The following is a 23,339-nucleotide window of genomic DNA, read 5'->3' as shown; positions in this document are numbered from 1 at the left end:
CTTCCCCTCCAGAACGGCGTTTTCGCGACGCGTCACGAGACCGCGTCACGAGAACCCCTCACGACAACGCATCGCCGGAACGCACCACTAGAACGAGCGCTCTATCCAGCGATCGGTCCAGAACGTAGCACGCTTCTAGAACGAACGCTCTATCCGATACCCTGGCCCGGTGAAGACCACCGCGCGGCACCATTCGGACAGGGACCCGCAGGCCACCCTCGGCACCCGCGAACGGGTCGTCAGGGCGGCCTCTCGGCTGATGCAGCGACAGGGGTACGACGGGGCCGGGATCAAGCAGATCGCCCAGGAGGCCAACGCCACACTGGGCTCCGTCTACCACTTCTTCCCCGGCGGCAAGCAGGAGTTGGCCGTCGCCGCGATCGATCACGGCGACCGCGAGTTCGCCACGATCCTGCGCGAGGTGCTGGACGGCGAGGAGGACCCGGCCATGGCGGTCGTCGCCTGCGCCGAGAGTCTCGCGACGGGTCTGCGCGCCTCCGACTGGATCGACGGCTGCCCGGTCACCGCCACCGCCCTCGGAACGGCCGGCCGCGCGCCCGACATCCAGCGGGCCGCCGCCCTGGCCTTCGCGCACTGGCGCGGCATCGTGACCGACGCGCTCCGCCGCGCCGGGATCCCCGACGAGGACGCGCGCGGCCTGGGCCATACGGTGATCAGCACGCTGGAGGGCGCGGAACTGGCGGCCCAGGTGTCCAGGAGTGAGGAGCCGCTGCGTACGGCCGGGACGCATCTCGCCCGGCTGATCACCTCGTACCGGCCCGCCTGAGCCGAAGCGGCCCCGGCGGCACACCACCGGGACCCCTCCAGCCAGTGGTACGAAACGAGCCACAATCCACCGCGGTCGCGCCAGGACACACCGGCCCCACGCACCACACCGCGTTCACAATCCACCACGCCGCGAGCCGGCCACCGGATCACCGCCCCCTGCCCTCACCCTGTCCGGATCCCGCCCGGTCAAGGCACCGCGAACCTCCCGCAACACCGCCGCAATGATCCACGAAACGTCCGCTTAACGAACAGGACCTTTCGAGCAGCGAACGAATTCCGGCCAACTTGTTGACGCGCTCCTGACAGCGAGCCGTCACACCTGCCACTCTTCCCCCGTTCTCAGCACCACTCTGCTCCGCGTGCACTGTCCGGACGGCCCATCGAGCTGCCCGGTACCCCCCTCGCAGAAGGAGTCCGCGTGAGACCCACGCTCAGCCGCCGCGCCACCGCGACCGGCGCTCTGCTCGCCGCAGCAGCTCTCCTCACCGTCGGCGTCCAGGCCGGCACCGCCTCCGCCCAGCAGGACAGCGCGCCCGCCGCGCCCGTCGCGGGCAAGGCCGACCCCGGAGCGCTGCCGCGTACCCTCTCCCCCGCCCAGCGCGCCGAGCTGATACGCGAGGCCGACGCGACCAAGGCGGCCACCGCCGAGGAACTCGGCCTCGGGGCACAGGAGAAGCTCGTCGTCCGCGATGTCGTCCAGGACGTCGACGGCACCACGCACACCCGGTACGAGCGCACGTACCAGGGCCTTCCGGTCCTCGGCGGTGACCTCATCGTCGCGGCGACGAAGGCGGGCGCGACCCAGTCCGTCAGCAAGGCGTCCGCGTCCGCGCTGAAGAACGTCGCCACCGCGGCCGACATCGCGCCGGCCGTCGCCGAGAGGCAGGCGCTGAGCGCCGCCGCCGCCGACGGTTCGAAGAAGACCGAGGCCGAGCGCGCGCCGCGCAAGGTGGTCTGGATGGCGCAGGGTTCACCGACCCTCGCCTTCGAGACCGTCGTCGGCGGACTCCAGCACGACGGCACCCCGAACGAGCTGCATGTCGTCACCGACGCCGCCACCGGCAAGAAGCTGTACGAGTGGCAGGCCGTCAACAACGGTGTCGGCAACACCCAGTACAGCGGCCAGGTCACCCTCGGCTCCGTCCAGTCGGGGTCGACGTACAACCTGACCGACACCGGCCGGGGCAGCCACAAGACGTACAACCTGAACCGCGGCACGTCCGGCACCGGCACGCTCTTCTCCGGTCCTGACGACGTCTGGGGCAACGGCGCCGCGTCCAACGCGGAGACCGCGGGCGCCGACGCCGCCTACGGCGCCGGGGAGACCTGGGACTACTTCAAGAACGTGCACGGCCGCTCCGGCATCCGCGGTGACGGCGTCGGCGCGTACTCCCGCGTCCACTACGGCAACAACTACGTCAACGCGTTCTGGCAGGACAGCTGCTTCTGCATGACGTACGGCGACGGATCGGGCAACGCCAAGCCGCTGACCTCCATCGACGTGGCCGCGCACGAGATGTCCCACGGCGTCACCGCCGCCACCGCCGGTCTGGTCTACAGCGGCGAGTCCGGCGGTCTGAACGAGGCCACCTCCGACATCTTCGCCGCGGCGGTCGAGTTCTACGCCAACAGCCCGCAGGACCCGGGTGACTACCTCGTCGGCGAGAAGATCGACATCAACGGCAACGGCACCCCGCTGCGCTACATGGACAAGCCGAGCAAGGACGGCGCGTCCAAGGACTACTGGTACTCCGGTATCGGCAATGTCGACGTCCACTACTCCTCGGGCCCGGCGAACCACTGGTTCTACCTGCTCTCCGAGGGCAGCGGCGCCAAGGTCGTCAACGGTGTCTCCTACGACTCGCCGACCTCGGACGGTCTGCCGGTGACCGGCATCGGCCGGGCGAAGGCCGAGCAGATCTGGTTCAAGGCGCTCACCACGAAGTTCACCTCCACGACCAACTACGCGGCGGCCCGCACCGGCACGCTCGCGGTCGCCGGTGAGCTGTACGGCACCACGAGCCCCGAGTACACGGCCGTCGCGAACGCCTGGGCCGGTATCTCGGTCGGTACCCGCCCCGGTGGCGGCGGCGGTGGCGGCACGGTCTTCGAGAACACCGGAGCGGTCGCCATCCCGGACAACGGCGCGGCGGTGACCTCGTCGGTCAACGTCACCGGCGTCACGGGCAACGCCCCGACCAACCTCCTGGTCGGCGTGGACATCACGCACACCTGGCGCGGTGACCTGGTCATCGACCTGGTCGCCCCGGACGGCACCGCGTACCGGCTGAAGAACTCCAGCGGCAGCGACTCCGCCGACAACGTCGTGGAGACCTTCTCCGTGAACGCCTCGTCCGAGGTGGCCAACGGCACCTGGCAGCTGAAGGTCCAGGACGTCGCGGCGCAGGACACGGGCCGGATCAACAGCTTCAAGCTCACCTTCCCGACGAGCTGAGCCCAGCGGTACGACCGCAGGACCGACCGGCGGACCGCCCGGGGTGTCACGACACCCCGGGCGGTTCCATGTCCGCGTCGCGCGGGGCCGCCGGGCGCCGGGCCCCGCCCCTCAGCGCCAGGGAATGTTCCGCCACGGGCTGCCCTCGTTCTCCGTCAGCAGACGGTGGGCGACGACGTTCTGCTCGTAGAACGAGCCGTACTCCTCGCCGTCGAAGCGCAGCACCCTGCCGAGCGCGTACGCCGCCGAGAAGTCCTCCCACGAGCGGTAGGCCGGCTTGCTCAGCGCCCCGGCGTGCACGATCGCCTGCTGGGCCTCGTACGGATCGCAGAAGCGTGCCGACAGCCCCCAGCGGGCCAGATTTACCGCACGCCCGTAGTCGTAGGCGACCGTGGTGGTCACCCTGCCGTCCGGGGGCAGCAGCCCGTCGGCGCGGAAGCGGGCCTCGTACCGGAGGATGCGCCGCACCAGTTCCTCGATGCCCCTGACCGTGTCATGGCCGGCCCCGAGGTCCTGGGCGTGCCCCGCGGCCGTCTCGCGCCACAGGTCGGCGGACGGCGGCCCGCCGAGACCGGCGCGCAGCTGCTCACGCACCCGGAGGGCGAAATCGGGCTCGGGCGGGCTGTTGCGCGCGTCCAGCAGTGCGTTCAACTGCGTCTGCCAGCCGGTGCGTTCGGTGATGCCCCAGGAGTCGCGGAGCTGGGCGCGTTCCGTGGCGTAGTCGTGGTAGACGGTGCCGACCTCGTTCCACGGCACGCCGTTCCCGACCGCCAGATGCGCGCCGCAGGCCAGGCCGTAGGCGAGCGGTCCGTGCAGCGGCCCGTGCCGCAGGGCGATCAGCCGGTCGTCGGACGGGCGGTCGTTCTCCGCGTAGCAGCGGAGCCACAGCGCGCGGTGCTGGGGCATGGCGGGCAGCAGAAGCTGCGCCGGGGTACCGGCGTTGACGGCGAGCAGCTGCTGCGGATCCCGCCACTCGAACTCGGCGATCCACTGGAGGGAGACACCGTGGAACACCCAATCGGGGTGCCACGGCGGCAGCATCCCGCGGGTGAGGACGGGCTTGCAGCCGCGTCCCGCCTCGTCGCGGTGCGCGCGCCAGCGCACCCGGTCGGGCGCCGCGTCGACCTCGGCCCTCGGCGCGCCGATGTACAGCTCCGCGCCGGCCAGCACCCGTAGCTGCGCCTCCGTGTCGCCGCGCGCCCCGGCCTCGTACAGCAGCCGCTCGGTCTCGGACGGCGATATCCAGGGGGCGCCGTACGCGGGGTTGTCCGGATGGTGCGGGAGGGGAGGGCTCATGACCAGGGGATGTTCCGGTAGGGGCTGGTGGGGTCCTGTACGAGGGTGCGGTGGTGCGTGAGGGACTCCTGGTACCTGGCCTCGGCATCGTCGTCCGCGTCGAAGTGGATCAGCCGGGTCAGCGTGTATCCGAGGGAGAACTCCTCCCAGGATCCGTAGGCCCGCCGCGCCAGTTCACCGATCCGCAGGACGGCCGTCTCGGCCTCGTGCGGATCGCAGTAGCGCGCGCCGAGCGCCAGCCGGACGACATTGACCGCGCGCCCGTGGTCGAAGGCGGCCAGGGTGTCGATCCGTCCGCCGGGCGCGAGGACGCCGTCGGCGCGGAAGCGGTCCTCGTACCGGACGACGCGCCGCAGGGACTCCCCGGCTTCCATCAGCTCGGCCCGGGTCGCGCCGCGCCGGTTCAGCGCGGCGGTGACGCCGTCGGACCACTCGCCCCGCGAGGGCTCGCGCTTCAGCCGTGCGACGAGACCGAGCCGGGTGCGGAGGACGAACTCGTGGGTGCGGCCGATGAACCGGGTGGCCATCAGCGCGTCGAGCGTCTGCCGGTACGCGGCGCGGTTGCCGACGTGCCAGGGGCGGTACAGCCGGGCGATGTCCGTCTCGTAGTCGAGGTAGGCGGCGCCGAGCTGGTTCCAGACGATGCCGTTGTTGACGGCGAGATGGGCGCCGAGGGCCAGTCCGTACGCGACCGGCCCGTGCAGCGGACCGCCGCCGTGCGTGACCAGCCGGTCCCGCGGGGGGCCGCCGGACGCCGCGCCGGCCCTCAGCCACGCCCTGCGGTGCGCCGGCCGGGCCTTGACGCTGGTCGCGTACGGCGTGCCCGGGTTGACCCCGAGCCACCACTTGCTGTCCGGCCAGGCCGTGGCGAGTCCGGCGAGGGTGGTCCGCCGGAACACCCACTCCGGATGCCAGGGCGGCAGCATGCCGGGGGTCAGCACGGGGACGAGCGTGCGGCCTGTCGCGGGGTCGGGCTGTGACGGGAGCGGCGCGGTGTAGCCGGGAGTGTCGGCGTGCAGCCGGGCGACGAGCACATAGAGCGGGGAGCGGGAGAGCACGTCGAGCACCGCGTCCCCGTCGTCGCGCGCGGTCGCCTCGTACAGCAGCCGCTCGGTCTCGGTCGGTGGCGCCCAACGGGTGTCCGTATCCGTGGCCTTGTCCGCACTCGTTGTCACGGCCCGATCCTACGGAAGCGGTTCCGGGCCGCTGTGGGGCAGGTGTGGCGGACGCGTTCACGGCGGAGGAGAGCTGGTCACGCGTCCGCGCGCGGCTCGCTCCGCCGCGACTCGCTCCGCCGCGGCTCGTGACGAGCGGGGTCGGCGGCGCGGACGAGCTGGCGCAGCGCGCCGTAGAAGACCTCGTGGTCCACGACGGCGGGCAGGATGGCGGCGAGATGCCCGGTCAGTACGGGGAACTCCACCGGGTCAAGCGCCGCCAGCGCGCTACGGGTCGCCGCCTGCGAGGACTTCGGATCGCGGTGATCGACGAAGGTCGCGCTGCCGAGGGTGAGCAGATACATGCGGCGGTACGCGATGACCGCCTCCTCGGGCGTCATGCCCGCCCGGATGCTGTCGGCGAGCTGTGGCTCCACCAGCCGCCCCAGCAACTGCGGCCCCAGCCACGGCCGGCCGCCGCGCAGGGCGAGCAGCCCCGGATGGGCGGTCAGCGACGCGTAGAGCCGGCGGAAGCGCGCCTCGGTGGCACGGGCCCAGTCGGTGCCGGGCGGGATGTCCGGCAGATCGGCCGCGAGGTGGTCGGCGCAGAGGTCGAGCAGCCCGGCGAGATCCGTGCAGCGGCGCTGGACGGTGGCGTGGGCGACCCCGAGGCGGGCGGCCAGCGTGCGGAAACTCAGGGCTCCCGGCCCCTCCTCGTCGACCAGCGCGAGCGCGGTCGCGGCGATGCGGCCGGGGGTGGCGGAGTCGAGGGACGCGGATTGCCGGGGCATGCGAGCCAGCGTACGGTACACCGTATCGATACGAGGAGCAGCCGGTGCGAGAACTCAGCCACGACGACATCAAGCAGGCCACCGACCGCATCGCGGGCCATGTGCGCCCCGTGGCGGTGGCGCCCGCCGACCCTGGCACCGCCCAGGTGTGGCTGGCCCTGGAGCACCTCCAGCACACCGGCAGCTTCAAGGCGCGCGGCGCCCAGAACTTCCTGCGCGCCCATCGCGAGGAGGGCACCCTCCCCGACGCGGGCGTGACCATCGCCTCGGGCGGCAACGCCGGACTCGCCTGCGCGTGGGCCGCCCGGCAGCAGGGCGTGACCGCCACGGTGTTCCTGCCGGAGACCGCGCCGCCGGTGAAGGTCGCGCGGCTGCGCTCGTACGGTGCCGAGGTACGGCTGACCGGCGCGTCGTACGCCGAGGCGCTGGCCGCCTGCCAGGACTTCGCCACGACGACCGGCGCGCTCGCCTCGCACGCGTACGACAACCCGCTGATCGCCGCGGGCGCGGGCACGCTGCTGGAGGAGATCCACCAGCGGATCCCGGACCTGGACACCGTGGTGGTCTCGGTGGGCGGCGGCGGGCTCTTCGCCGGGGTGGCCACCGCCGCGCGGCACCACGGCATCCGGACGGTGGCCGTCGAGCCGGAGCACTGCCGCGCCCTGAACGCCGCGCTCGAAGCGGGCCGGGTGGTCGACACCCCGGTCGACTCCGTGGCCTCCGACTCCCTGGGCGCCTCCCGCGCCACGACGCTCGCGCTGCGCGCCGCGCACCACGACGGCGTGCGCTCCGTGCTGGTGCCGGACGCGGAGATCATCCGCGCCCGCCGCGCGCTGTGGACGGACCACCGCCTCGCGGTCGAACACGCCGCGGCGACGGCTCTCGCCGCGCTGACCGTACGGGGTGAGGGATACGGGTACCGGCCCGAGGCGGGCGAACGGATCTGCGTGGTGCTGTGCGGGGCGAACACGGACGTGGCGTCACTGGCGGAGGCGGACGGGAGCGCGTGAACGACCGGCGCGGGCGGGGTCGGGTGTGCGCGCGGTCGGGTGTGCGCGGTCAGGTGTGCGGGCGCGTCCACGCCTTCGTGAAGCACGTCGGTACGTTCGCGGCCGTCGCTTCCTTGCGGTACGTCCTCGGCGACCGGCCGACGATGTCGCGGAACGTACGGCTGAAGGTGCCCGGACTGCCGAAGCCGACCTGGTAGCAGATGTCGGTCACACTGCGGTCGGTCTCCCGCAGCAGGTACATCGCGCGCTCGACACGGCGGCGCTGCAGGTAGCGGTGGGGTGTCTCACCGAACGTGGCCCGGAAGGTGCGGGTGAAGTGTGCCTCCGAGACATGCGCGATCCGGGCCAGGGCCGGGACGTCCAGTGGCTGCGCGTAAGCGCGGTCCATCGCGTCCCGTGCCCGGAGCATGTGGCGGTTGGTCTCTTCCGCGGCGCGGCTCACCGTGCCATCACACCACGGACCCGCGCCGGTCGGTCACTCACGATCGGCCGGTCCGCCGGCGGGACCGGTCCCCGCGCCCCGCGTCGCGACTGAGCAGTTTTGGATAAGTTTTCGCCGGACTCGCTCGGTAGCGTGATGCACATGTTCAACGCGATCACACACTCACAGATATACGTCCTCGACCAGGACGAAGCACTCGACTTCTACGTCGGCAAGCTCGGCCTGGAGGTCAACGCCGATGTCGACCTGGGCTTCATGCGCTGGCTGACCGTGAACGTCCCCGGCCACCCGGACCGCCAGATCCTGCTGGAGAAGCCCGGCCCGCCGGCGATGTCCGAGGAGACGGCACAGCAGGTCCGCGAGCTGGTGGCCAAGGGCGCGACGGGCGGCTCGCTCTTCTTCAGCACGGACGACTGCCGCAAGACGTACGAGACGCTGCTGGCGCTCGGGGTCGAGTTCACCGACGAACCCACCGAGCGCCCGTACGGAACCGACTGCGGCCTCCGCGACCCGTTCGGCAACAGCATCCGCTTCACCCAGCCGAACAGCTGACCCGCGACCGTCTGACCCACGACCGAGGCCCGCTCCCCCACGCCACCGGCCATCCACGGCCGGTGGCGGGCGGGAACCGCGGCCTCACCCCGGCCGCGCCCGCACCCTTCCCCGCCTCACCGCGTCCACCAGTGCCCGGTGGTCGCGTTCGTTCTGGTCGGCGTAGCTCTCCGCGAACTCCGCGAGCGCGGTGTCGAACGCCTCTCCCGCGCCCAGATAGGCGGCGATGGCGATGCGGTCGCCCGACCGGGCGTGGGCGCGGGACAGGGTCTCCCCGCAGAGTTCGGCGAATACCCGCATGCCCCTCGGCACCATGATCTGCGGCGTCAGGATGCCCTTCCAGTCGTGCAACTGGCGTACGTAGAAGTCCCGCTGGCGGCCGTCGGTGCCCGTCACCCGGTCCCAGCCGAGGAAGACGTCGCCGACGGCCTGCATCAGCCGCTGTCCCGCGACCACGCGCTGCCCCTGGTTGTCGTACTCGCTCTCCCCGACATGCGCGGCGAGCACCGAGTGGTCGGCCTCCTTGGCCTGGAGGATCAGGGGGTCCTCGTCGTCCCTGCCCAGCAGCAGCAGAATCCAGCAGCGGGTTCCGACGCTGCCCACGCCCACGACCTTGCGGGCGATGTCGGCCACCCGGTACTGCTTGAGCAGTTGCGCCCGTTCCGTGGACAGGCTGCGTCCATACCGTTCGACGAGCGCGTGGAGCTCACGGGAGATCCGGTCCCGCTCGGCGCCCTCCAGCAGGTCGTCGATGGGCACGACCAAGGGCGGGTCGGCCACGAACCGGCGTTCACCGCCGCGGAGCCGGGTGAGTTTCCCGAATGCCTGGAGGCTGTCCTTGGTACGGGCCTTCGCCACGGTTTTCGACAGCCGGCCCCGGCCCTTCGCGCTCAGCCTCCCGGCCACCAGCCGCTGGAGCTGTTCCGTGTCGGCGCTGTCGTACCACACCGCGAGATGGCCCATCCCCGCGTAGCGCCGCATCCGCTCGCGGTAGGCGCGTACGGCGGCCCGGACGATCTCCGCCCGCTGCCTGGCCGAGTAGCCGTTCTCGCGTCCCGCGATCACCAGGCTCGCGGCCAGCCGCTTGACGTCCCACTCCCAGGGGCCCGGGAGGGTCTCGTCGAAGTCGTTGATGTCGAACACGAGGCGCCGCTCGGGCGAGCCGAGCAGCCGGAAGTTCACCAGATGGGCGTCTCCGCACAGCTGCGCCCTGATGCCGGAGGTGGGCGTGGTGGCCAGATCACCGGCCATGATCGCGGCAGCGCCCCGGTAGAACCGGAACGGCGACTCCGTCATACGTCCATAGCGCAGGGGGACGAGTTCCGGTACGCGCACGGCCGACTGTTCCTCGATCACGTCCACCGGGTCGGGTCGCCCCTCGGCGGGACTGAAAACGGCGTGGCCGGACCTCGGCGCCTTCTTGCGGGCCGCCTTGCCCCGGTCCGCCCGCTCACGCGGCGACAACGGCCGCCTGTCACCCGAGATTCCACCGGCCCTGCTCATGGCGTGCACTTCCCGTCCGAGAGTGCGGTGGCGCGGGTGTGCGACGGCGCGCCCGCGGTACCGCCCGGCTGCCCCGGTCTCCCCCGTTCGGCGCCGCCGCGTCGTCCTCTCCCGGCGCCTTCCCCGTCCATTATCCGTGGCCCTCCGCCACCCGCATCCCGGCGAATCCCCGCGTCTCACCGCGTCGGCCCGCGCCGTGTCGGGCCGACGCGGTGCGTCCTCGACGCGGTCCCCGGAATCGACGTCGTCGCCGAGGCCGTACCCGCCGCCGGGCCCGAGGCGCCCACCTCCGCGCGGGAGCCGGACCGGGCCGGACAGCGGGTGGTGGCCCCGGCGGCGGTCGCCGTCGATGCCGACAACGAGGAGAACCGCGCACCCGGCAGCCGCTGGGGCGTGTTGCGAAAGTCCCGTCTAGTTGGGGTTGCTCGCGTTCGTCAGCGTCTCCCAGGCCACGAACAGGTTGTTCGTCCCCGACGGCCGCGACTGCTCCGTGAGCCGCAGGGTGTTGGTCATCGCGTAGCCCAGCCGGGTGTTGAGCGCGTTGTAGCCGACCTCGGTGATCGGCCCGAGGCCGCGCACCACACTGCCGCCGCAGAGCGAGGACGGTACGGGCTCGGCCTGGAGCTCGTACTTGGCCTGGAAGCCGAGCGCCTGCCGCAGCCGCTCGCCGACCTGCGGGAACAGGTCCTGGCCCTGGAGGCGCGCGGTCTCGTAGACATGGCCGACGGACGAGATGCCGTAGCCGGTGTGCACGAAGTCGCGGCAGGTCTCCTGGGTCAGCCCGGTGATGAAGGTCCCCTGGCCCTGCCAGTAACTGACGATCTTGTCCCGGGTGTTGAGGTTCTGGCTCGGGACGGTCTTGGGCAGCGCGCCGTCGGAGGAGAGATAGATGTAGGCGGGCACGCGGACGAGGTACTTGCCGATCGCCTTGTCGTAGCTCGCCCCGTCGTCGAGGAAGACGGAGATGCTGACCGCCGCCTCCATCATCGTCAGCTCCCAGTTGCCGTTGGAGTTGGAGCCGTTGATGATCTCGGGCAGATAGACCGTGCGCAGCATCGTGCTGAACCGGCCGGCGTTCGGCCAGTTCCCGTACACATGCTTGATGATCTCGGCGGCCTTGGGCCAGGAGGATCCGGCCCAGCCGGTCTGCAGCGGGGCGTTGCTGTTGGTGTGGTCCTTGATGGTGTTGGACCAGGCGTCCATGAGCTGGATCGCCTTCTGCGCGTAGCGGTCGTCGCGCGTGATGTACCAGGCGAGGGCGTCGGTGTACGCGGCGATCGCGTCCTCGCGCTCATCGGTGCAGCCGTTGTTGGGGTTGGAGTACGAGCCGCACTCGACGACCGCGCGGGGCTTGGCGGTGCGCGAGAGGCTGGCGTACTTGCTCGCCATCATCTGGTCGTAGGCGCTCTTCCAGGGCTGCGCCCCGGCCTGCACCTTGCCGCGGATGAAGTCGAGTTGGGCGGTGTTGAGGTTCACCCCGGGGTGGGTGAAGCCGGCGGGCGCGGCGGCGACCGCGGCGGTGGCGGGCTTGGCCGGTGCGGCGTCCGGCGCCTTCTCGGCGGAGGCGGGTGCCATGAAGGCGGCGGAGAGTACGCCGGCGAGAGCGGTGGCGAGTCCGAGGACTCGGGGGATGGATCCGGGGCGCATGTGGGGGTGCCTTCCGGTCGCTGGACGTTCCTCAACTCGATTCAGCCACATGAATGCAGGATTGAGTTGTGAACCCGTTGTTGAGTGAGGAACGTAGAACCATCCCATGGACACGTCAAGGTCTGGACCATTGGACGGACGCGCGGCGCTGAAACCACCCGCCGGCCCCGCACGGCAAGGGGCCGGACACCCGAAGATGTCCGGCCCCGGCGCGCGTACGCGCGTCTCACCGCATCAGCACGCCCGCGCCCTCCCCCGTCGCCTCCGTCGGCAGCGTGACCAGCCCCAGATCCGCGCTGGTCGCGAGCAGCGGATGGGCGGGCAGCACCCGGACCGTATAGCCGTAGGGGCCCGTACGGTCCAGGGCGAGCGGGCCCTCGTACACCCAGCGGCCGTCCAGATCGGGCCCGCCCGCCGGCTTCAGCGGGAAGGTCTGGGCGTCCACGATCGTGTCGTCGGCGCCCACCCGCCCCGCGACCGCCTGCACGTCCACATCCTCCGGGCGCAGCTCGCCGAGGCCGACGCTCACCCGCAGCGAGAGCGTGGAGCCCAGCTCGGCGCCACCGCCCGCTCCGCCGCTGCCCGCCCCGCCGCCGGCGCCGGTCGCCGCGACCGCCTCGACATGGTCGACCGACACATACGGCCAGAGCGTGCGGGTGCGGTACTTCCAGGCCGCCAGCTCCGAGGCGGTGTCGGCGTCCAGGGCGCGATGAGCGGCGGCGGCCGGGGCGTACAGCCGCTCCACATACTCACGCACCATCCGTCCCGCGAGCACCTTGGGCCCGAGGGACACCAGCGTGCGCCGGACCATCTCGATCCAGCGGTCCGGCAGCCCGCTCCCGCCTCGGTCGTAGAAGCGGGGCGCGACGCGGTCCTCGATCAGTTCGTAGAGGGCGTTCGCCTCCAGTTCGTCCCGGCGGTTCTCGTCGGCGGCCGAGCCGTCGGCGGTGGGGATGGCCCAGCCGAAGTCCGGTTCGAACCACTCGTCCCACCAGCCGTCCAGGACGGACAGGTTGAGACAGCCGTTGAGCGCGGCCTTCATTCCGCTGGTGCCGCACGCCTCCAGGGGCCGCAGCGGATTGTTCAGCCAGACGTCACAGCCGGGGTAGAGCTTCTGGGCCATGCCCATCCCGTAGTCGGGCAGGAAGACGATGCGGTGCCGCACCCGCGGATCGTCGGCGAACCGCACCAGTTCCCGCACCAGCCGCTTGCCGCCGTCGTCCGCCGGATGGGCCTTGCCCGCGACGACGATCTGGACCGGCCGCTCGGGGTGGAGCAGCAGCTCCGTCAGCCGCTCGCGGTCACGCAGCATGAGCGTGAGCCGCTTGTACGAGGGGACCCGGCGGGCGAAGCCGATGGTGAGGACGTCCGGGTCGAGGACGCCGTCGATCCAGCCCAGCTCGGCGGCCTCGGCGCCGCGCTGGCGCCAGGAGGCGTGCAGGCGTGTGCGCACTTCGGCCACCAACTGCTCGCGCAGGGCGCGCCGTACGGCCCACACGTCGGCGTCCGGGACGCGCTCGGCGTCGCCGAGGCGGGCGATCTCGGGAGCCACCCAGGTCGGTGCGTGCACCCCGTTGGTCACGGAGGTGATGGGCACCTCCGACGGGTCGAAGCCGGGCCAGAGCCCGGCGAACATCCGGCGGCTGACGGCGCCGTGCAGGGTGGAGACGCCGTTGGCGCGCTGGGCGAGCCGCAGACCCATCGCGGCCATGTTGAAGAGGTTCGGCTCGCCGCCCGGGTAGGTCTCCACGCCGAGTCCGAGGACGCGCTCGGCCGGCACACCGGGCAGTTCGCCGTCGTCACCGAAGTGGCGGGCCACCAGCTCGCGGTCGAAGCGGTCGATCCCGGCGGGCACCGGGGTGTGGGTGGTGAAGACCGTACCGGCCCGGACGGCTTCCAGGGACGCCTCGAATCCGAGACCGGTCGCGACCAGCTCGCCGATGCGCTCCAGGCCGAGGAAGCCGGCGTGGCCCTCGTTGGTGTGGAACACCTCGGGCGCGGGGTGGCCGGTGAGCCGGCAGTACGTACGGACCGCCCGGACCCCGCCGATGCCGAGCAGCATCTCCTGGAGGAGGCGGTGTTCGCTGCCGCCGCCGTAGAGCCGGTCGGTGACCTCGCGTTCGCCCGGCCCGTTCTCCTCGACGTCCGAGTCGAGCATCAGCAGCGGGACCCGTCCGACCTGCGCCTGCCAGACGCAGGCGCGCAGCGAGCGGTGTCCGGGCAGGGTGAGGGCGATCTGGGCGGGGGTGCCGTCCGGCTCGCGCAGCAGTGTGACGGGGAGTTCGTTGGGGTCGAGGAGCGGATACTGCTCCTGCTGCCAGCCGTCCCGGGAGAGCGACTGGCGGAAGTAGCCGTGCCGGTAGAGCAGCCCGACGCCGATCAGCGGTACGCCGAGATCGCTGGCGGCCTTGAGATGGTCGCCGGCGAGGATGCCGAGGCCGCCGGAGTACTGCGGCAGGGCCGCGGTGACCCCGAACTCCGGCGAGAAGTAGCCAATGGCCGCGGGCAGCTCGGCGCCCTGGCCCACGCGCTCCTGGTACCAGCGATCGCCGCGCAGATAGGTGTCGAGATCGGCCGCGGCGGCGGTCAGCCGGTCCAGGAAGGGGCGATCCCCGGCCAGCTCGGCGAGGCGCGCGGCGGACACCGCCCCGAGCAGCCGTACGGGATCGCGGCCGGTGGCCCGCCAGCCGGCGGGGTCGGCGGACTCGAAGAGTTCACGGGTCTCGGTATGCCAGGACCAGCGCAGATTGCGGGCGAGGTCGCTGAGCGGTTGGAGTGGTTCGGGCAGGACGGGGCGGACGGTGAACCGACGGATTGCCTTCACGTGTTCCACCTTCGCAGGGGACATACGAGCCACAGGGGACGCACCACGTTGTGCGACCCGCCGTCCCTTTGACGGTAGCCCCACCTCACCCTCCGCAACCACGGCGCACACGCGCACTCACCCGGGGGTGTCCGCGCCCTGCCCCCAACTCGTGGCCTGAACTTTGCCGTTAGTAACCGTGCGCCCCGGCGGTTCTTGTACGCCCCAGGACTTAACAATCCGCCGGATTGCCCACCCGAAAGGAGTGGGAAGGCTCCCTCGGTACAGCCGGCACGTACGCATGCTCATCGCACCGCACACGAGCGCGTCCCCACACAATTGAGGACGATTCCAGCGCTATTCGAGTGAACGCGGACAGGAGCGGCCATGCCCGCAGCCTCCCAGTCGTCTACCGAGCAGCTACAAAGAACATCAAAACCTCGCAAAGACAGCAGATCTTTCGAGGGAAGCAGATCCTCTGCACCCACACCACCAGATCCACTCGCATCACCGGCCCCAACCGATCCGCCGGTCCCACCCATCCGACCCGGTCACCCCGATCGGTCAGCTCCACCCGCCCTGCCTGTCACGCCCGCACAGCCCTCAGGTGATCCAGTGAAACCGCTGATTGGTCGCATTCCCGTCCTGGACGTACGCCCGCTCGTCGACTGCGGCAGACGCCCCGCGAAGGCGGTGAGCGGTGAGTCCTTCCAGGTCACCGCGACCGTCTTCCGCGAGGGCCATGACGCCGTCGCGGCGAACGTCGTCCTCATGGACCCCAGTGGCCGCCCCGGCCCCTGGACCCCGATGCGTGAACTCGCCCCCGGCACAGACCGCTGGGGCGCGGAGGTCACGCCCACCGAGGAAGGCCGCTGGACCTACACCGTCGAGGCGTGGAGCGACCCGGTCGCCACCTGGCGCCACGCCGCGAACATCAAGATCCCGGCGGCCGCCGACGCACACGACATCGCCCTCGTCCTCGCGGAGGGCGCCGCGCTGTACGAGCGGGCCGCCGACGGCGTGCCGAAACGCGACGGCCGGGAGGCCGTACTCGCCGCCGCGGACACCCTGCGCGACGGGACACTGCCCGCGCGGGCCCGGCTCGACGCCGCGCTCGCCCCCGAGGTCGACGCCGTCCTCGCCCGCCATCCGCTGCGCGATCTGGTCAGCGCCTCGCGCCCCGCTCCCCTGCTGGTGGAGCGCAGGCGGGCACTCTTCGGTTCGTGGTACGAGCTGTTCCCGCGCTCGGAGGGCGCGGTCGTCAAGAACGGCGAGCCGCCGGTGAGCGGCACGTTCAGGACGGCCGCGGAACGGCTGCCCGCCGTCGCCGCGATGGGGTTCGACATCGTGTACCTGCCGCCGGTCCACCCCATCGGCACCACGCACCGCAAGGGCCCCAACAACTCCCTCACGCCCGGCGCCGGGGATGTCGGTGTGCCCTGGGCGATCGGCTCGGCCGACGGCGGCCATGACGCGATCCACCCCGAGCTGGGCACGATCGAGGACTTCGACCACTTCGTGGAGACGGCCCGCGCCCTGCGGATGGAGGTCGCGCTCGACTTCGCGCTCCAGTGCTCCCCCGACCACCCCTGGGTCACGAAGCACCCCGAGTGGTTCCACCACCGCGCCGACGGCTCCATCGCCTACGCGGAGAACCCGCCGAAGAAGTACCAGGACATCTATCCGATCGCCTTCGACAGCGATCTGCGCGGTCTGGTCCGGGAGACCAGCCGGATCCTGCGCTACTGGATGACCCACGGTGTGCGGATCTTCCGTGTCGACAATCCGCACACCAAGCCGGTGCTCTTCTGGGAGAAGGTCATCGCGAACATCAACCGCACCGACCCCGATGTCATCTTCCTGGCCGAGGCGTTCACCCGGCCCGCGATGATGCGCACGCTCGGCGCGATCGGCTTCCAGCAGTCGTACACGTACTTCACCTGGCGGAACACGAAGCAGGAGCTGACCGGCTATCTGACGGAGCTGTCGGGAGAGTCCGCGGCGTACATGCGGCCGAATCTCTTCGTCAACACGCCTGACATCCTGCACGCCTATCTTCAGGAGGGCGGCCGGCCGGCCTTCGAGGTACGGGCCGTACTGGCCGCCACGATGGCGCCCGCCTGGGGTGTCTACGCGGGCTACGAACTCTGCGAGAACACCCCCGCGAAGCCCGGCAGCGAGGAGTACCTTGACTCGGAGAAATACCAGCTGCGGCCCCGGGACTGGGAAGCGGCCGAGCGCGAGGGCCGGACCATCGCCCCGCTGATCACCACGCTCAACCGGATCAGACGGCGGCACCCCGCCCTGCAGCAGCTGCGCGACATCCACTTCCACCACGCCGACAACGACGCGGTCATCGCGTACAGCAAACGGTCGGGCACGAACATCGTTCTGGTGGTCGTCAACCTCGACCCTCACCACACCCAGGAGGCGACGGTCTCGTTGGACATGGAGCGGCTCGGCCTCGACCGGCACGAGACCGCCCCGGTGCGCGACGAGCTCACCGGCGAGACCTATCACTGGGGCAGCTCCACCTACGTGCGCCTAGAGCCGGGCGTCACGCCCGCGCACGTCGTGGTTCTGCGACCGTCCCCGCCGATCGGAGGGTCACCCACATCATGATCGTCAATGAGCCCGTCCACGACACGTTCGAGGACACCCCGGCCAAGGACCGCGATCCCGACTGGTTCAAGCGTGCCGTCTTCTACGAGGTCCTGGTGCGTTCGTTCCAGGACAGCAACGGCGACGGCATCGGCGACCTCAAGGGCATCACGGCCAAGCTGGACTATCTCCAGTGGCTCGGAGTGGACTGCCTCTGGCTGCCGCCGTTCTTCAAGTCACCGCTGCGCGACGGCGGCTACGACGTCTCGGACTACACGGCGGTGCTCCCCGAGTTCGGGGACCTCGCCGACTTCGTGGAGTTCGTCGACGCCGCGCACCAGCGCGGCATGCGCGTGATCATCGACTTCGTCATGAACCACACGAGTGATCAGCACGACTGGTTCCAGGAGTCCCGCAAGGACCCCGACGGGCCGTACGGCGACTACTACGTCTGGGCCGACGACGACAAGCAGTACCAGGACGCCCGGATCATCTTCGTCGACACCGAGACGTCCAACTGGACCTTCGACCCGGTGCGCAAGCAGTACTACTGGCACCGCTTCTTCTCCCACCAGCCGGATCTCAACTACGAGAACCCGGCGGTGCAGGAGGAGATCGTCTCGGCGCTGCGCTTCTGGCTGGACCTGGGCATCGACGGCTTCCGGCTGGACGCCGTGCCGTACCTGTACCAGCAGGAGAACACCAACTGCGAGAACCTCCCGGCCACCCACGAGTTCCTCAAGCGGGTACGGAAGGAGATCGACGCCAACTACCCGGACACGGTGATCCTCGCCGAGGCGAACCAATGGCCGGAGGATGTCGTCGACTACTTCGGCGACTACACGGCGGGCGGCGACGAATGCCATATGGCGTTCCACTTCCCCGTGATGCCGCGCATCTTCATGGCCGTACGGCGCGAGTCCCGCTACCCGGTCTCGGAAATCCTGGCCAAGACCCCGTCGATCCCGACCGGCTGCCAGTGGGGCATCTTCCTGCGCAACCACGACGAGCTGACCCTCGAAATGGTCACGGACGAAGAGCGCGACTACATGTACGCGGAGTACGCCAAGGACCCGCGGATGCGCGCCAACATCGGCATCCGGCGGCGGCTCGCCCCGCTGCTGGACAACGACCGCAACCAGATCGAGCTGTTCACCGCCCTGCTGCTGTCGCTGCCGGGATCCCCGATCCTCTACTACGGGGACGAGATCGGGATGGGCGACAACATCTGGCTCGGCGACCGGGACGCCGTACGGACCCCGATGCAGTGGACGCCCGACCGGAACGCGGGCTTCTCGTCCAGCGATCCCGGCCGGCTCTATCTGCCGACGATCATGGACCCGGTCTATGGCTACCAGGTCACCAATGTGGAGGCGGCGATGGCGTCGCCGTCCTCGCTGCTGCACTGGACGCGGCGGATGATCGAGATCAGGAAGCAGAACCCGGCCTTCGGCCTCGGCTCGTACACCGAGCTGCCGTCGTCGAACCCGGCCGTGCTCGCCTTTCTCCGTGAGGCACCCTCCCAGCAGGGCGAGGGCGACGATCTGGTGCTCTGCGTGCACAACTTCTCGCGCTTCGCGCAGCCCACCGAACTGGATCTGAAGGAGTTCAGCGGGCGCCATCCGGTCGAGCTGATCGGCGGGGTGCGGTTCCCCGCGATCGGCGAGTGGCCCTACCTGCTCACCCTGGCCGGCCACGGCTTCTACTGGTTCCGGCTGCGCAAGGACCCCGCGGTGTGACATCACCGCTCACTCGTTCACGCGGTGTTGACCGCGGTCCCGTGCCGGGCGGTTTCCACCGCCCCGCACGGGGCACGCTCCTCCACATCTAGTTCGATCGATTCGATCAAATTCGTATTGAGTTCGTACGGAATCGATCCGTACGGATCATCCTCACCCGACACGTCCCGCACAGCCGGACAGCCATTGCCGCAATCCGGGACACTCTGCGCATCCTGTGGTGTGCCCGGGGAAAGGACGCGATGCCATGTCGAAGGCTGCATCCATCCGGATTACGCCGCGCCCCGCAACCGCTTCGCCCGTCGCCCCGCCCGTCGCACCGCCCGTGTCGCCCGCTCTGTCGCCCGCCGACGCGAGAACGCTGGTCGGCTCGCTCGCTCCGCTGCTCCATGACTGGCTGCCCCGCCAGCGCTGGTTCGCGGGCAAGGGCCGTCCGGTCACCGGCTTCGTGCCGGTGACGGTCACCGAACTGCTGCCGGTGGACGCGAGCGGTCCGGGTCTGCTGCATCTGCTCGTACGGGTCGAGCAGCGCGGCCCGTCCGGACCGCCGCTGTCGATTCCCTCGTCGCCGTCCTCCACCCCCTCCGGGGTCTCGTCGCCCGCCGGTGACTGCTATCAGCTGCTGCTCGGGGTACGGAAGGCGCTGCCGCCACGCCTCGCGTCCGCGCTGATCGGCCATGCCACGCAGGGACCGCTGGCCGGCCGTACCGTCTACGAGGGCCTGCACGATCCCCACCTGGCCGAACTGCTGCTGGAGCGGCTGCGCTCGCCCGGCGCGCTGGGGCCGCTGCGGTTCGACCGGGCGAGCACCGTCCCGGCCGGGCTGAGCGGGCGGCTGCTCGACGCCGAGCAGTCCAACTCCTCCCTGGTCTACGGGGACGCCTACATCCTCAAGATCCTGCGCCGGGTCTTCCCCGGCCCGCACCCCGATCTGGAACTGCCGCTGGCCCTCGCCGCGGAGGGGTGCGAGCGGGTGCCCGCGCCGGTCGGCTGGTTCGAGGCCGCCGACCCTTCCGGCAGCGGTGACTCGCTCACCCTCGGCGTCCTCCAGCCCTATCTGCGCGGCTCGCAGGACGGCTGGCAGCTGGCACTCTCCTCGCTCGCCCACGGCAGGGAGTTCATCGCGGAGGCGCGCGCGCTGGGGCGGGCCACCGCCGAGGTGCACACCGCGCTCGCCGCCGCGCTGCCGACCGTGACGCTGGGCCGCAGGCAGACCGCGCAGCTGGCCGACGGAATGGCCGAGCGCCTGGAGTCGGCGGCGCGCGCGGTGCCCTCGCTCATGCCGTACGCCGCCGGGCTGCGGACCGCCTTCGCCGCCCTCGCCGGGCTCGACGAGGCGGGGCGCGGCCGGCCCGCGCAGCGCGTCCACGGCGATCTGCATCTGGGCCAGACCCTGCGGACGCCGGACGGCCGCTGGTCGGTCATCGACTTCGAGGGCGAGCCCGCGAGACCGCTCGCCGAACGCCGCCGCCCGCAGCCGCCGGTCCGTGATGTGGCGGGCATGCTCCGCTCCTTCGACTACGCGGCCCGCTCCCACGAGCCATGGCGCCCGGACTGGGCGACGCGCTGCCGGGACGCGTACTGCGAGGGGTACGCGGCGGCCGCGGGCACCGATCCGCGCGCGGAGCCCGAGTTGCTGCGCGCGTACGAGACGGACAAGGCGATCTACGAGGTCCTGTACGAGGCGAGGCACCGCCCCGACTGGCTGCCGGTCCCGATGGCGGCGATCCGGCGGCTGGCCGAGGGCGCCTGACGCGTCCGGGCCGGAGCCCGGCGGCCTCCCCCGACTGTCCCGCTCCCCCGTCCCCCTCTGTCCCCACGCCGTCCCCTTCTGTCCCCGCCGTGTCCCCGCTCCGTCCCCGCCCCGCCCCCGCTCTGTCCACCCGTATCGACCGTCCAGCAGCGAAGCCCAGCCGAGGAGGCAGCCCCCGTGACCCCCCGCACGCCGTCCGACCGTTCGTCCGACAGCTCGTCCCAGCCCGAGCTTCCCACCGCCTCGCTCCCCGTCCCGGCGCCCGCCGCCGAGGCCGCGCGTGCCGGTGCGGGCGCGGGCACGGGCAAGTCCGCCGGGAAGAAGGGGAAGAAGCCCGCGCGCCGCAAGGCACCGCAGACCGCGCCCGCGCCGGCCGCCTCCCCCGCCACCGCCACCTCCCCCGCCGCTGCCGGTTCCGCCGCCGCCGGTGCCAAGAAGCCGGGGGCCCGCACGGCGCCCCGGCCGCGGGTGGAACCGGGCGGCGGCCGTCGGGTACGGGCCGCGCGACCGCTGGACGACGGTGACCGGGAGCGGCTGCTCGCCGGTTCGCACCACGATCCGCACGGGCTGCTGGGGGTGCGTCCCGTGCCGGACGGCGTCCTCTTCCGGACACTGCGGCCGTACGCGCGCGCCGTCACCGTCGTCACCGAGGAGCCCGCGGTCAGAGCCGCGCTGAACGACGACGGCGACGGCTTCTTCTCCGGTGTGCTGCCGCTGCGCGCGGTGCCCTCGTACACACTCCTCGTCCGCTACAGCGACGCCACGCAGGAGCTGGACGAGCTGGAGGTGCGCGATCCGTACGGTTTCCTGCCCGCGCTCGGAGACGTGGATCTGCATCTGATCGGCGAGGGCAGGCACGAGGAGCTGTGGAAGGCCCTCGGCGCCCGGATCATGACGCACCAGGGCGTCACCGGCACCCGCTTCACCGTCTGGGCACCCAACGCCCGGGGCGTCCGGATCGCCGGTGACTTCAACTACTGGGACGGTACGAGCCTCCCGATGCGCTCGCTCGGCTCCACCGGGGTGTGGGAGCTGTTCGTGCCGGGGGTCGGCGAGGGCGCGCTCTACAAGTTCGACATCACACGGCCCGACGGTTCGCACACCCTGCGCGCCGACCCGATGGCGCGGCGCACGGAAGTGCCGCCCGCGACCGCGTCCATCGTCACCGAGTCCCACCACGTCTGGCACGACGAGGAGTGGCTCGCGCACCGCGCCGACCGTCCCGTGCACGAGGCACCGTTCTCCGTGTACGAGGTCCATCTGCCGTCCTGGCGGCCCGGCCTGACGTACCGTCAGCTCGCTTCGCAACTGCCCGCGTACGTCAAGGACCTCGGCTTCACCCATGTCGAGCTGATGCCGATCGCCGAGCACCCCTTCGGCGGCTCCTGGGGCTATCAGGTCACCGGCTTCTACGCGCCGACGTCCCGGATGGGCACCCCGGACGACTTCAAGTACCTCGTGGACTCCCTGCACCGCGCGGGGATCGGGGTGCTGGTCGACTGGGTGCCGGCGCACTTCCCGAAGGACGAGTGGGCGCTGGCCCAGTTCGACGGCCGTCCGCTGTACGAGCACAGCGATCCGCAGCGGGCGGAACACCCCGACTGGGGCACGCTGGAATTCGACTACGGCCGCAAGGAGGTCCGTAACTTCCTGGTCTCCAACGCCGTGTACTGGTGCGAGGAGTTCCATGTCGACGGGCTGCGGGTCGATGCCGTCGCCTCGATGCTCTACCTCGACTACTCGCGCGAGGAAGGGCAGTGGACCCCCAACGAGCACGGCGGCCGGGAGAATCCGGACGCCGTCGCCTTCCTCCAGGAGATGAACGCGACCGTCTACCGGCGCTGTCCCGGTGCGGTGACCATCGCCGAGGAGTCCACCGCCTGGAACGGCGTCACGCGCGCCACCCACCATGTCGGCCCCGACGGCTTCGGCGGGCTCGGTTTCGGCCTGAAGTGGAACATGGGCTGGATGCACGACTCACTGGACTATGTCTCCAAGGAGCCCGTCCACCGCAAATATCACCACGGCGAGATGACCTTCTCCATGGTGTACGCGTACAGCGAGAACTACGTGCTGCCGATCTCGCACGACGAGGTGGTCCACGGCAAGCGCGCGCTGGTCTCCAAGATGCCCGGTGACTGGTGGCAGCAGCGCGCCAACGAACGCGCCTATCTCGGCTTCATGTGGGCCCACCCCGGCAAGCAACTGCTCTTCATGGGGCAGGAGTTCGCCCAGGGAGCGGAGTGGTCGGAGGGCCATGGGCCGGACTGGTGGCTGCTCGACCCGTCGTACGAGGCGGAGCCCGACCACCGGGGCGTGCGCGATCTGGTCCGCGACCTCAACACGGTGTACGGCGCGACGCCCGCGCTCTGGCAGCGGGACACCGTCCCCGAGGGCTTCGCGTGGGTGGACGGTGACGCGGGCGAGGACAACGTCTTCGCGTTCCTGCGGTTCGACGCGGACGGTTCGCCGCTGCTGGCGGTCTCGCACTTCTCGCCGGTGGTGCGCCATCAGTACCGGCTCGGTGTGCCCGAGGAGTTCTCCGCCTGGACGGAGGTCCTCAACACGGACGCGGCGCGTTACGGCGGCGGCGGCGTGCTCAACGCGGACCCGCTGAAGCCCGAGTCGGTGGCGGCGCACGGCCACCCGGTGTCCGTCCAGCTGACGCTGCCGCCGCTGGCGACGGTCTGGCTGCGGCCGGTCTGACACCCCGCTCTCCCGAGCCGAGCCGAGTCGGCAGCTGACGAGGTGGCGCCGCCCAGGACTTCGGGCGGCGCCACCTCGTCACGTTCCGGCCCAAAGCC

The 23,339-nt window shown here is 71.2% G+C and carries 15 protein-coding genes; 8 read left to right on the top strand and 7 right to left on the bottom strand.

Translation table 11 applies throughout. The annotated features are described in order from the left end of the window. The first annotated feature begins 169 nt into the window (after window positions 1–169). Both ACZ7LS_RS09185 and ACZ7LS_RS09180 read left to right on the top strand, forming a co-directional pair. On the top strand, window positions 170–787 hold the full coding sequence (locus ACZ7LS_RS09185) for a TetR/AcrR family transcriptional regulator (protein WP_382517498.1): 618 nt from the start codon (window positions 170–172) through the stop codon (window positions 785–787). Window positions 788–1,207: 420 nt separating this feature from the next. Further along, the gene (locus ACZ7LS_RS09180) at window positions 1,208–3,244 is read left to right on the top strand and encodes a M4 family metallopeptidase (protein ID WP_385136598.1); all 2,037 of its coding nucleotides are present in this window, start codon (window positions 1,208–1,210) and stop codon (window positions 3,242–3,244) included. A gap of 111 nt (window positions 3,245–3,355) precedes the next feature. On the opposite strand, the gene ACZ7LS_RS09175 is transcribed toward ACZ7LS_RS09180, so the two are convergent. From ACZ7LS_RS09175 to ACZ7LS_RS09165, 3 genes are all read right to left on the bottom strand, one after another. Beyond that, window positions 3,356–4,540, bottom strand: coding sequence for a DUF1266 domain-containing protein (locus tag ACZ7LS_RS09175; RefSeq protein ID WP_382517504.1), 1,185 nt, complete (start codon window positions 4,538–4,540; stop codon window positions 3,356–3,358). After that, window positions 4,537–5,715, bottom strand: coding sequence for a DUF1266 domain-containing protein (locus ACZ7LS_RS09170; RefSeq protein ID WP_382517507.1), 1,179 nt, complete (start codon window positions 5,713–5,715; stop codon window positions 4,537–4,539). The genes ACZ7LS_RS09175 and ACZ7LS_RS09170 overlap by 4 nt, the downstream gene beginning before the upstream one ends. 77 nt (window positions 5,716–5,792) lie before the next feature. Next, a complete protein-coding gene (locus ACZ7LS_RS09165; RefSeq protein WP_382664886.1) occupies window positions 5,793–6,485 on the bottom strand; it encodes a TetR/AcrR family transcriptional regulator in 693 nt (230 codons plus the stop codon). Window positions 6,486–6,529: 44 nt separating this feature from the next. On the opposite strand from ACZ7LS_RS09165, the gene ACZ7LS_RS09160 reads away from it, so the two are divergent. Next, window positions 6,530–7,495 carry a threonine/serine dehydratase gene (locus ACZ7LS_RS09160; RefSeq protein WP_385136600.1) on the top strand — a complete coding sequence of 322 codons (966 nt, stop codon included), beginning with the start codon at window positions 6,530–6,532 and terminating at the stop codon, window positions 7,493–7,495. A gap of 49 nt (window positions 7,496–7,544) precedes the next feature. Here ACZ7LS_RS09160 and ACZ7LS_RS09155 read toward each other — a convergent pair whose 3' ends face one another. Next, window positions 7,545–7,937 (bottom strand): helix-turn-helix domain-containing protein, encoded by a 393-nt coding sequence (locus ACZ7LS_RS09155; protein WP_382664890.1) that lies wholly within the window; start codon window positions 7,935–7,937, stop codon window positions 7,545–7,547. Window positions 7,938–8,078: 141 nt separating this feature from the next. Here ACZ7LS_RS09155 and ACZ7LS_RS09150 point away from each other — a divergent pair, with 141 nt between their 5' ends. Beyond that, window positions 8,079–8,489, top strand: a complete 411-nt coding sequence (locus tag ACZ7LS_RS09150) for a VOC family protein (RefSeq protein WP_382517518.1) — start codon at window positions 8,079–8,081, stop codon at window positions 8,487–8,489. An 84-nt stretch (window positions 8,490–8,573) separates the two neighbouring features. Here ACZ7LS_RS09150 and ACZ7LS_RS09145 read toward each other — a convergent pair whose 3' ends face one another. From ACZ7LS_RS09145 to glgP, 3 genes are all read right to left on the bottom strand, one after another. Next, on the bottom strand, window positions 8,574–9,992 hold the full coding sequence (locus ACZ7LS_RS09145) for a DUF2252 domain-containing protein (RefSeq protein ID WP_382664891.1): 1,419 nt from the start codon (window positions 9,990–9,992) through the stop codon (window positions 8,574–8,576). 411 nt (window positions 9,993–10,403) lie between these two features. Next, window positions 10,404–11,639: an alginate lyase family protein gene (locus ACZ7LS_RS09140; protein ID WP_382873406.1), complete on the bottom strand. Its 1,236-nt coding sequence runs from the start codon at window positions 11,637–11,639 to the stop codon at window positions 10,404–10,406. Window positions 11,640–11,865: 226 nt separating this feature from the next. Next, window positions 11,866–14,463 (bottom strand): alpha-glucan family phosphorylase, encoded by a 2,598-nt coding sequence (gene glgP / locus ACZ7LS_RS09135; protein ID WP_385136603.1) that lies wholly within the window; start codon window positions 14,461–14,463, stop codon window positions 11,866–11,868. Window positions 14,464–15,066: 603 nt separating this feature from the next. Between glgP and ACZ7LS_RS09130 the strand changes: the two genes are divergently transcribed. From ACZ7LS_RS09130 to glgB, 4 genes are all read left to right on the top strand, one after another. Further along, the gene (locus ACZ7LS_RS09130) at window positions 15,067–17,064 is read left to right on the top strand and encodes an alpha-1,4-glucan--maltose-1-phosphate maltosyltransferase (RefSeq protein WP_382517936.1); all 1,998 of its coding nucleotides are present in this window, start codon (window positions 15,067–15,069) and stop codon (window positions 17,062–17,064) included. Next, window positions 17,061–18,782, top strand: a complete 1,722-nt coding sequence (gene treS, locus ACZ7LS_RS09125; RefSeq protein ID WP_382517530.1) for a maltose alpha-D-glucosyltransferase — start codon at window positions 17,061–17,063, stop codon at window positions 18,780–18,782. The genes ACZ7LS_RS09130 and treS overlap by 4 nt, the downstream gene beginning before the upstream one ends. Window positions 18,783–19,029: 247 nt before the next feature. Further along, complete coding sequence (locus ACZ7LS_RS09120) at window positions 19,030–20,535, top strand: maltokinase N-terminal cap-like domain-containing protein (RefSeq protein WP_382664897.1); 1,506 nt, start codon at window positions 19,030–19,032, stop codon at window positions 20,533–20,535. Between the two features lie 177 nt (window positions 20,536–20,712). Continuing rightward, the gene (gene glgB, locus ACZ7LS_RS09115) at window positions 20,713–23,241 is read left to right on the top strand and encodes a 1,4-alpha-glucan branching enzyme (protein ID WP_385136605.1); all 2,529 of its coding nucleotides are present in this window, start codon (window positions 20,713–20,715) and stop codon (window positions 23,239–23,241) included. Window positions 23,242–23,339: the final 98 nt, after the last annotated feature.

The sequence above is a fragment of the Streptomyces sp. NPDC039430 genome, assembly GCF_055639435.1.
Note: the sequence above shows the minus strand (reverse complement) of the source record. Positions and strands in the feature narration are given on the sequence as shown.

Excerpts from the sequence above, each read along its gene's own strand:
- ACZ7LS_RS09175 (WP_382517504.1), bottom strand. The coding sequence starts at position 4,540 with ATGAGCCCTCCCCTCCCGCACCATCCGGACAACCCCGCGTACGGCGCC.
- ACZ7LS_RS09165 (WP_382664886.1), bottom strand. The coding sequence starts at position 6,485 with ATGCCCCGGCAATCCGCGTCCCTCGACTCCGCCACCCCCGGCCGCATC.
- ACZ7LS_RS09150 (WP_382517518.1), top strand. The coding sequence starts at position 8,079 with ATGTTCAACGCGATCACACACTCACAGATATACGTCCTCGACCAGGAC.
- ACZ7LS_RS09145 (WP_382664891.1), bottom strand. The coding sequence starts at position 9,992 with ATGAGCAGGGCCGGTGGAATCTCGGGTGACAGGCGGCCGTTGTCGCCG.
- ACZ7LS_RS09140 (WP_382873406.1), bottom strand. The coding sequence starts at position 11,639 with ATGCGCCCCGGATCCATCCCCCGAGTCCTCGGACTCGCCACCGCTCTC.
- treS (WP_382517530.1), top strand. The coding sequence starts at position 17,061 with ATGATCGTCAATGAGCCCGTCCACGACACGTTCGAGGACACCCCGGCC.
- ACZ7LS_RS09120 (WP_382664897.1), top strand. The coding sequence starts at position 19,030 with ATGTCGAAGGCTGCATCCATCCGGATTACGCCGCGCCCCGCAACCGCT.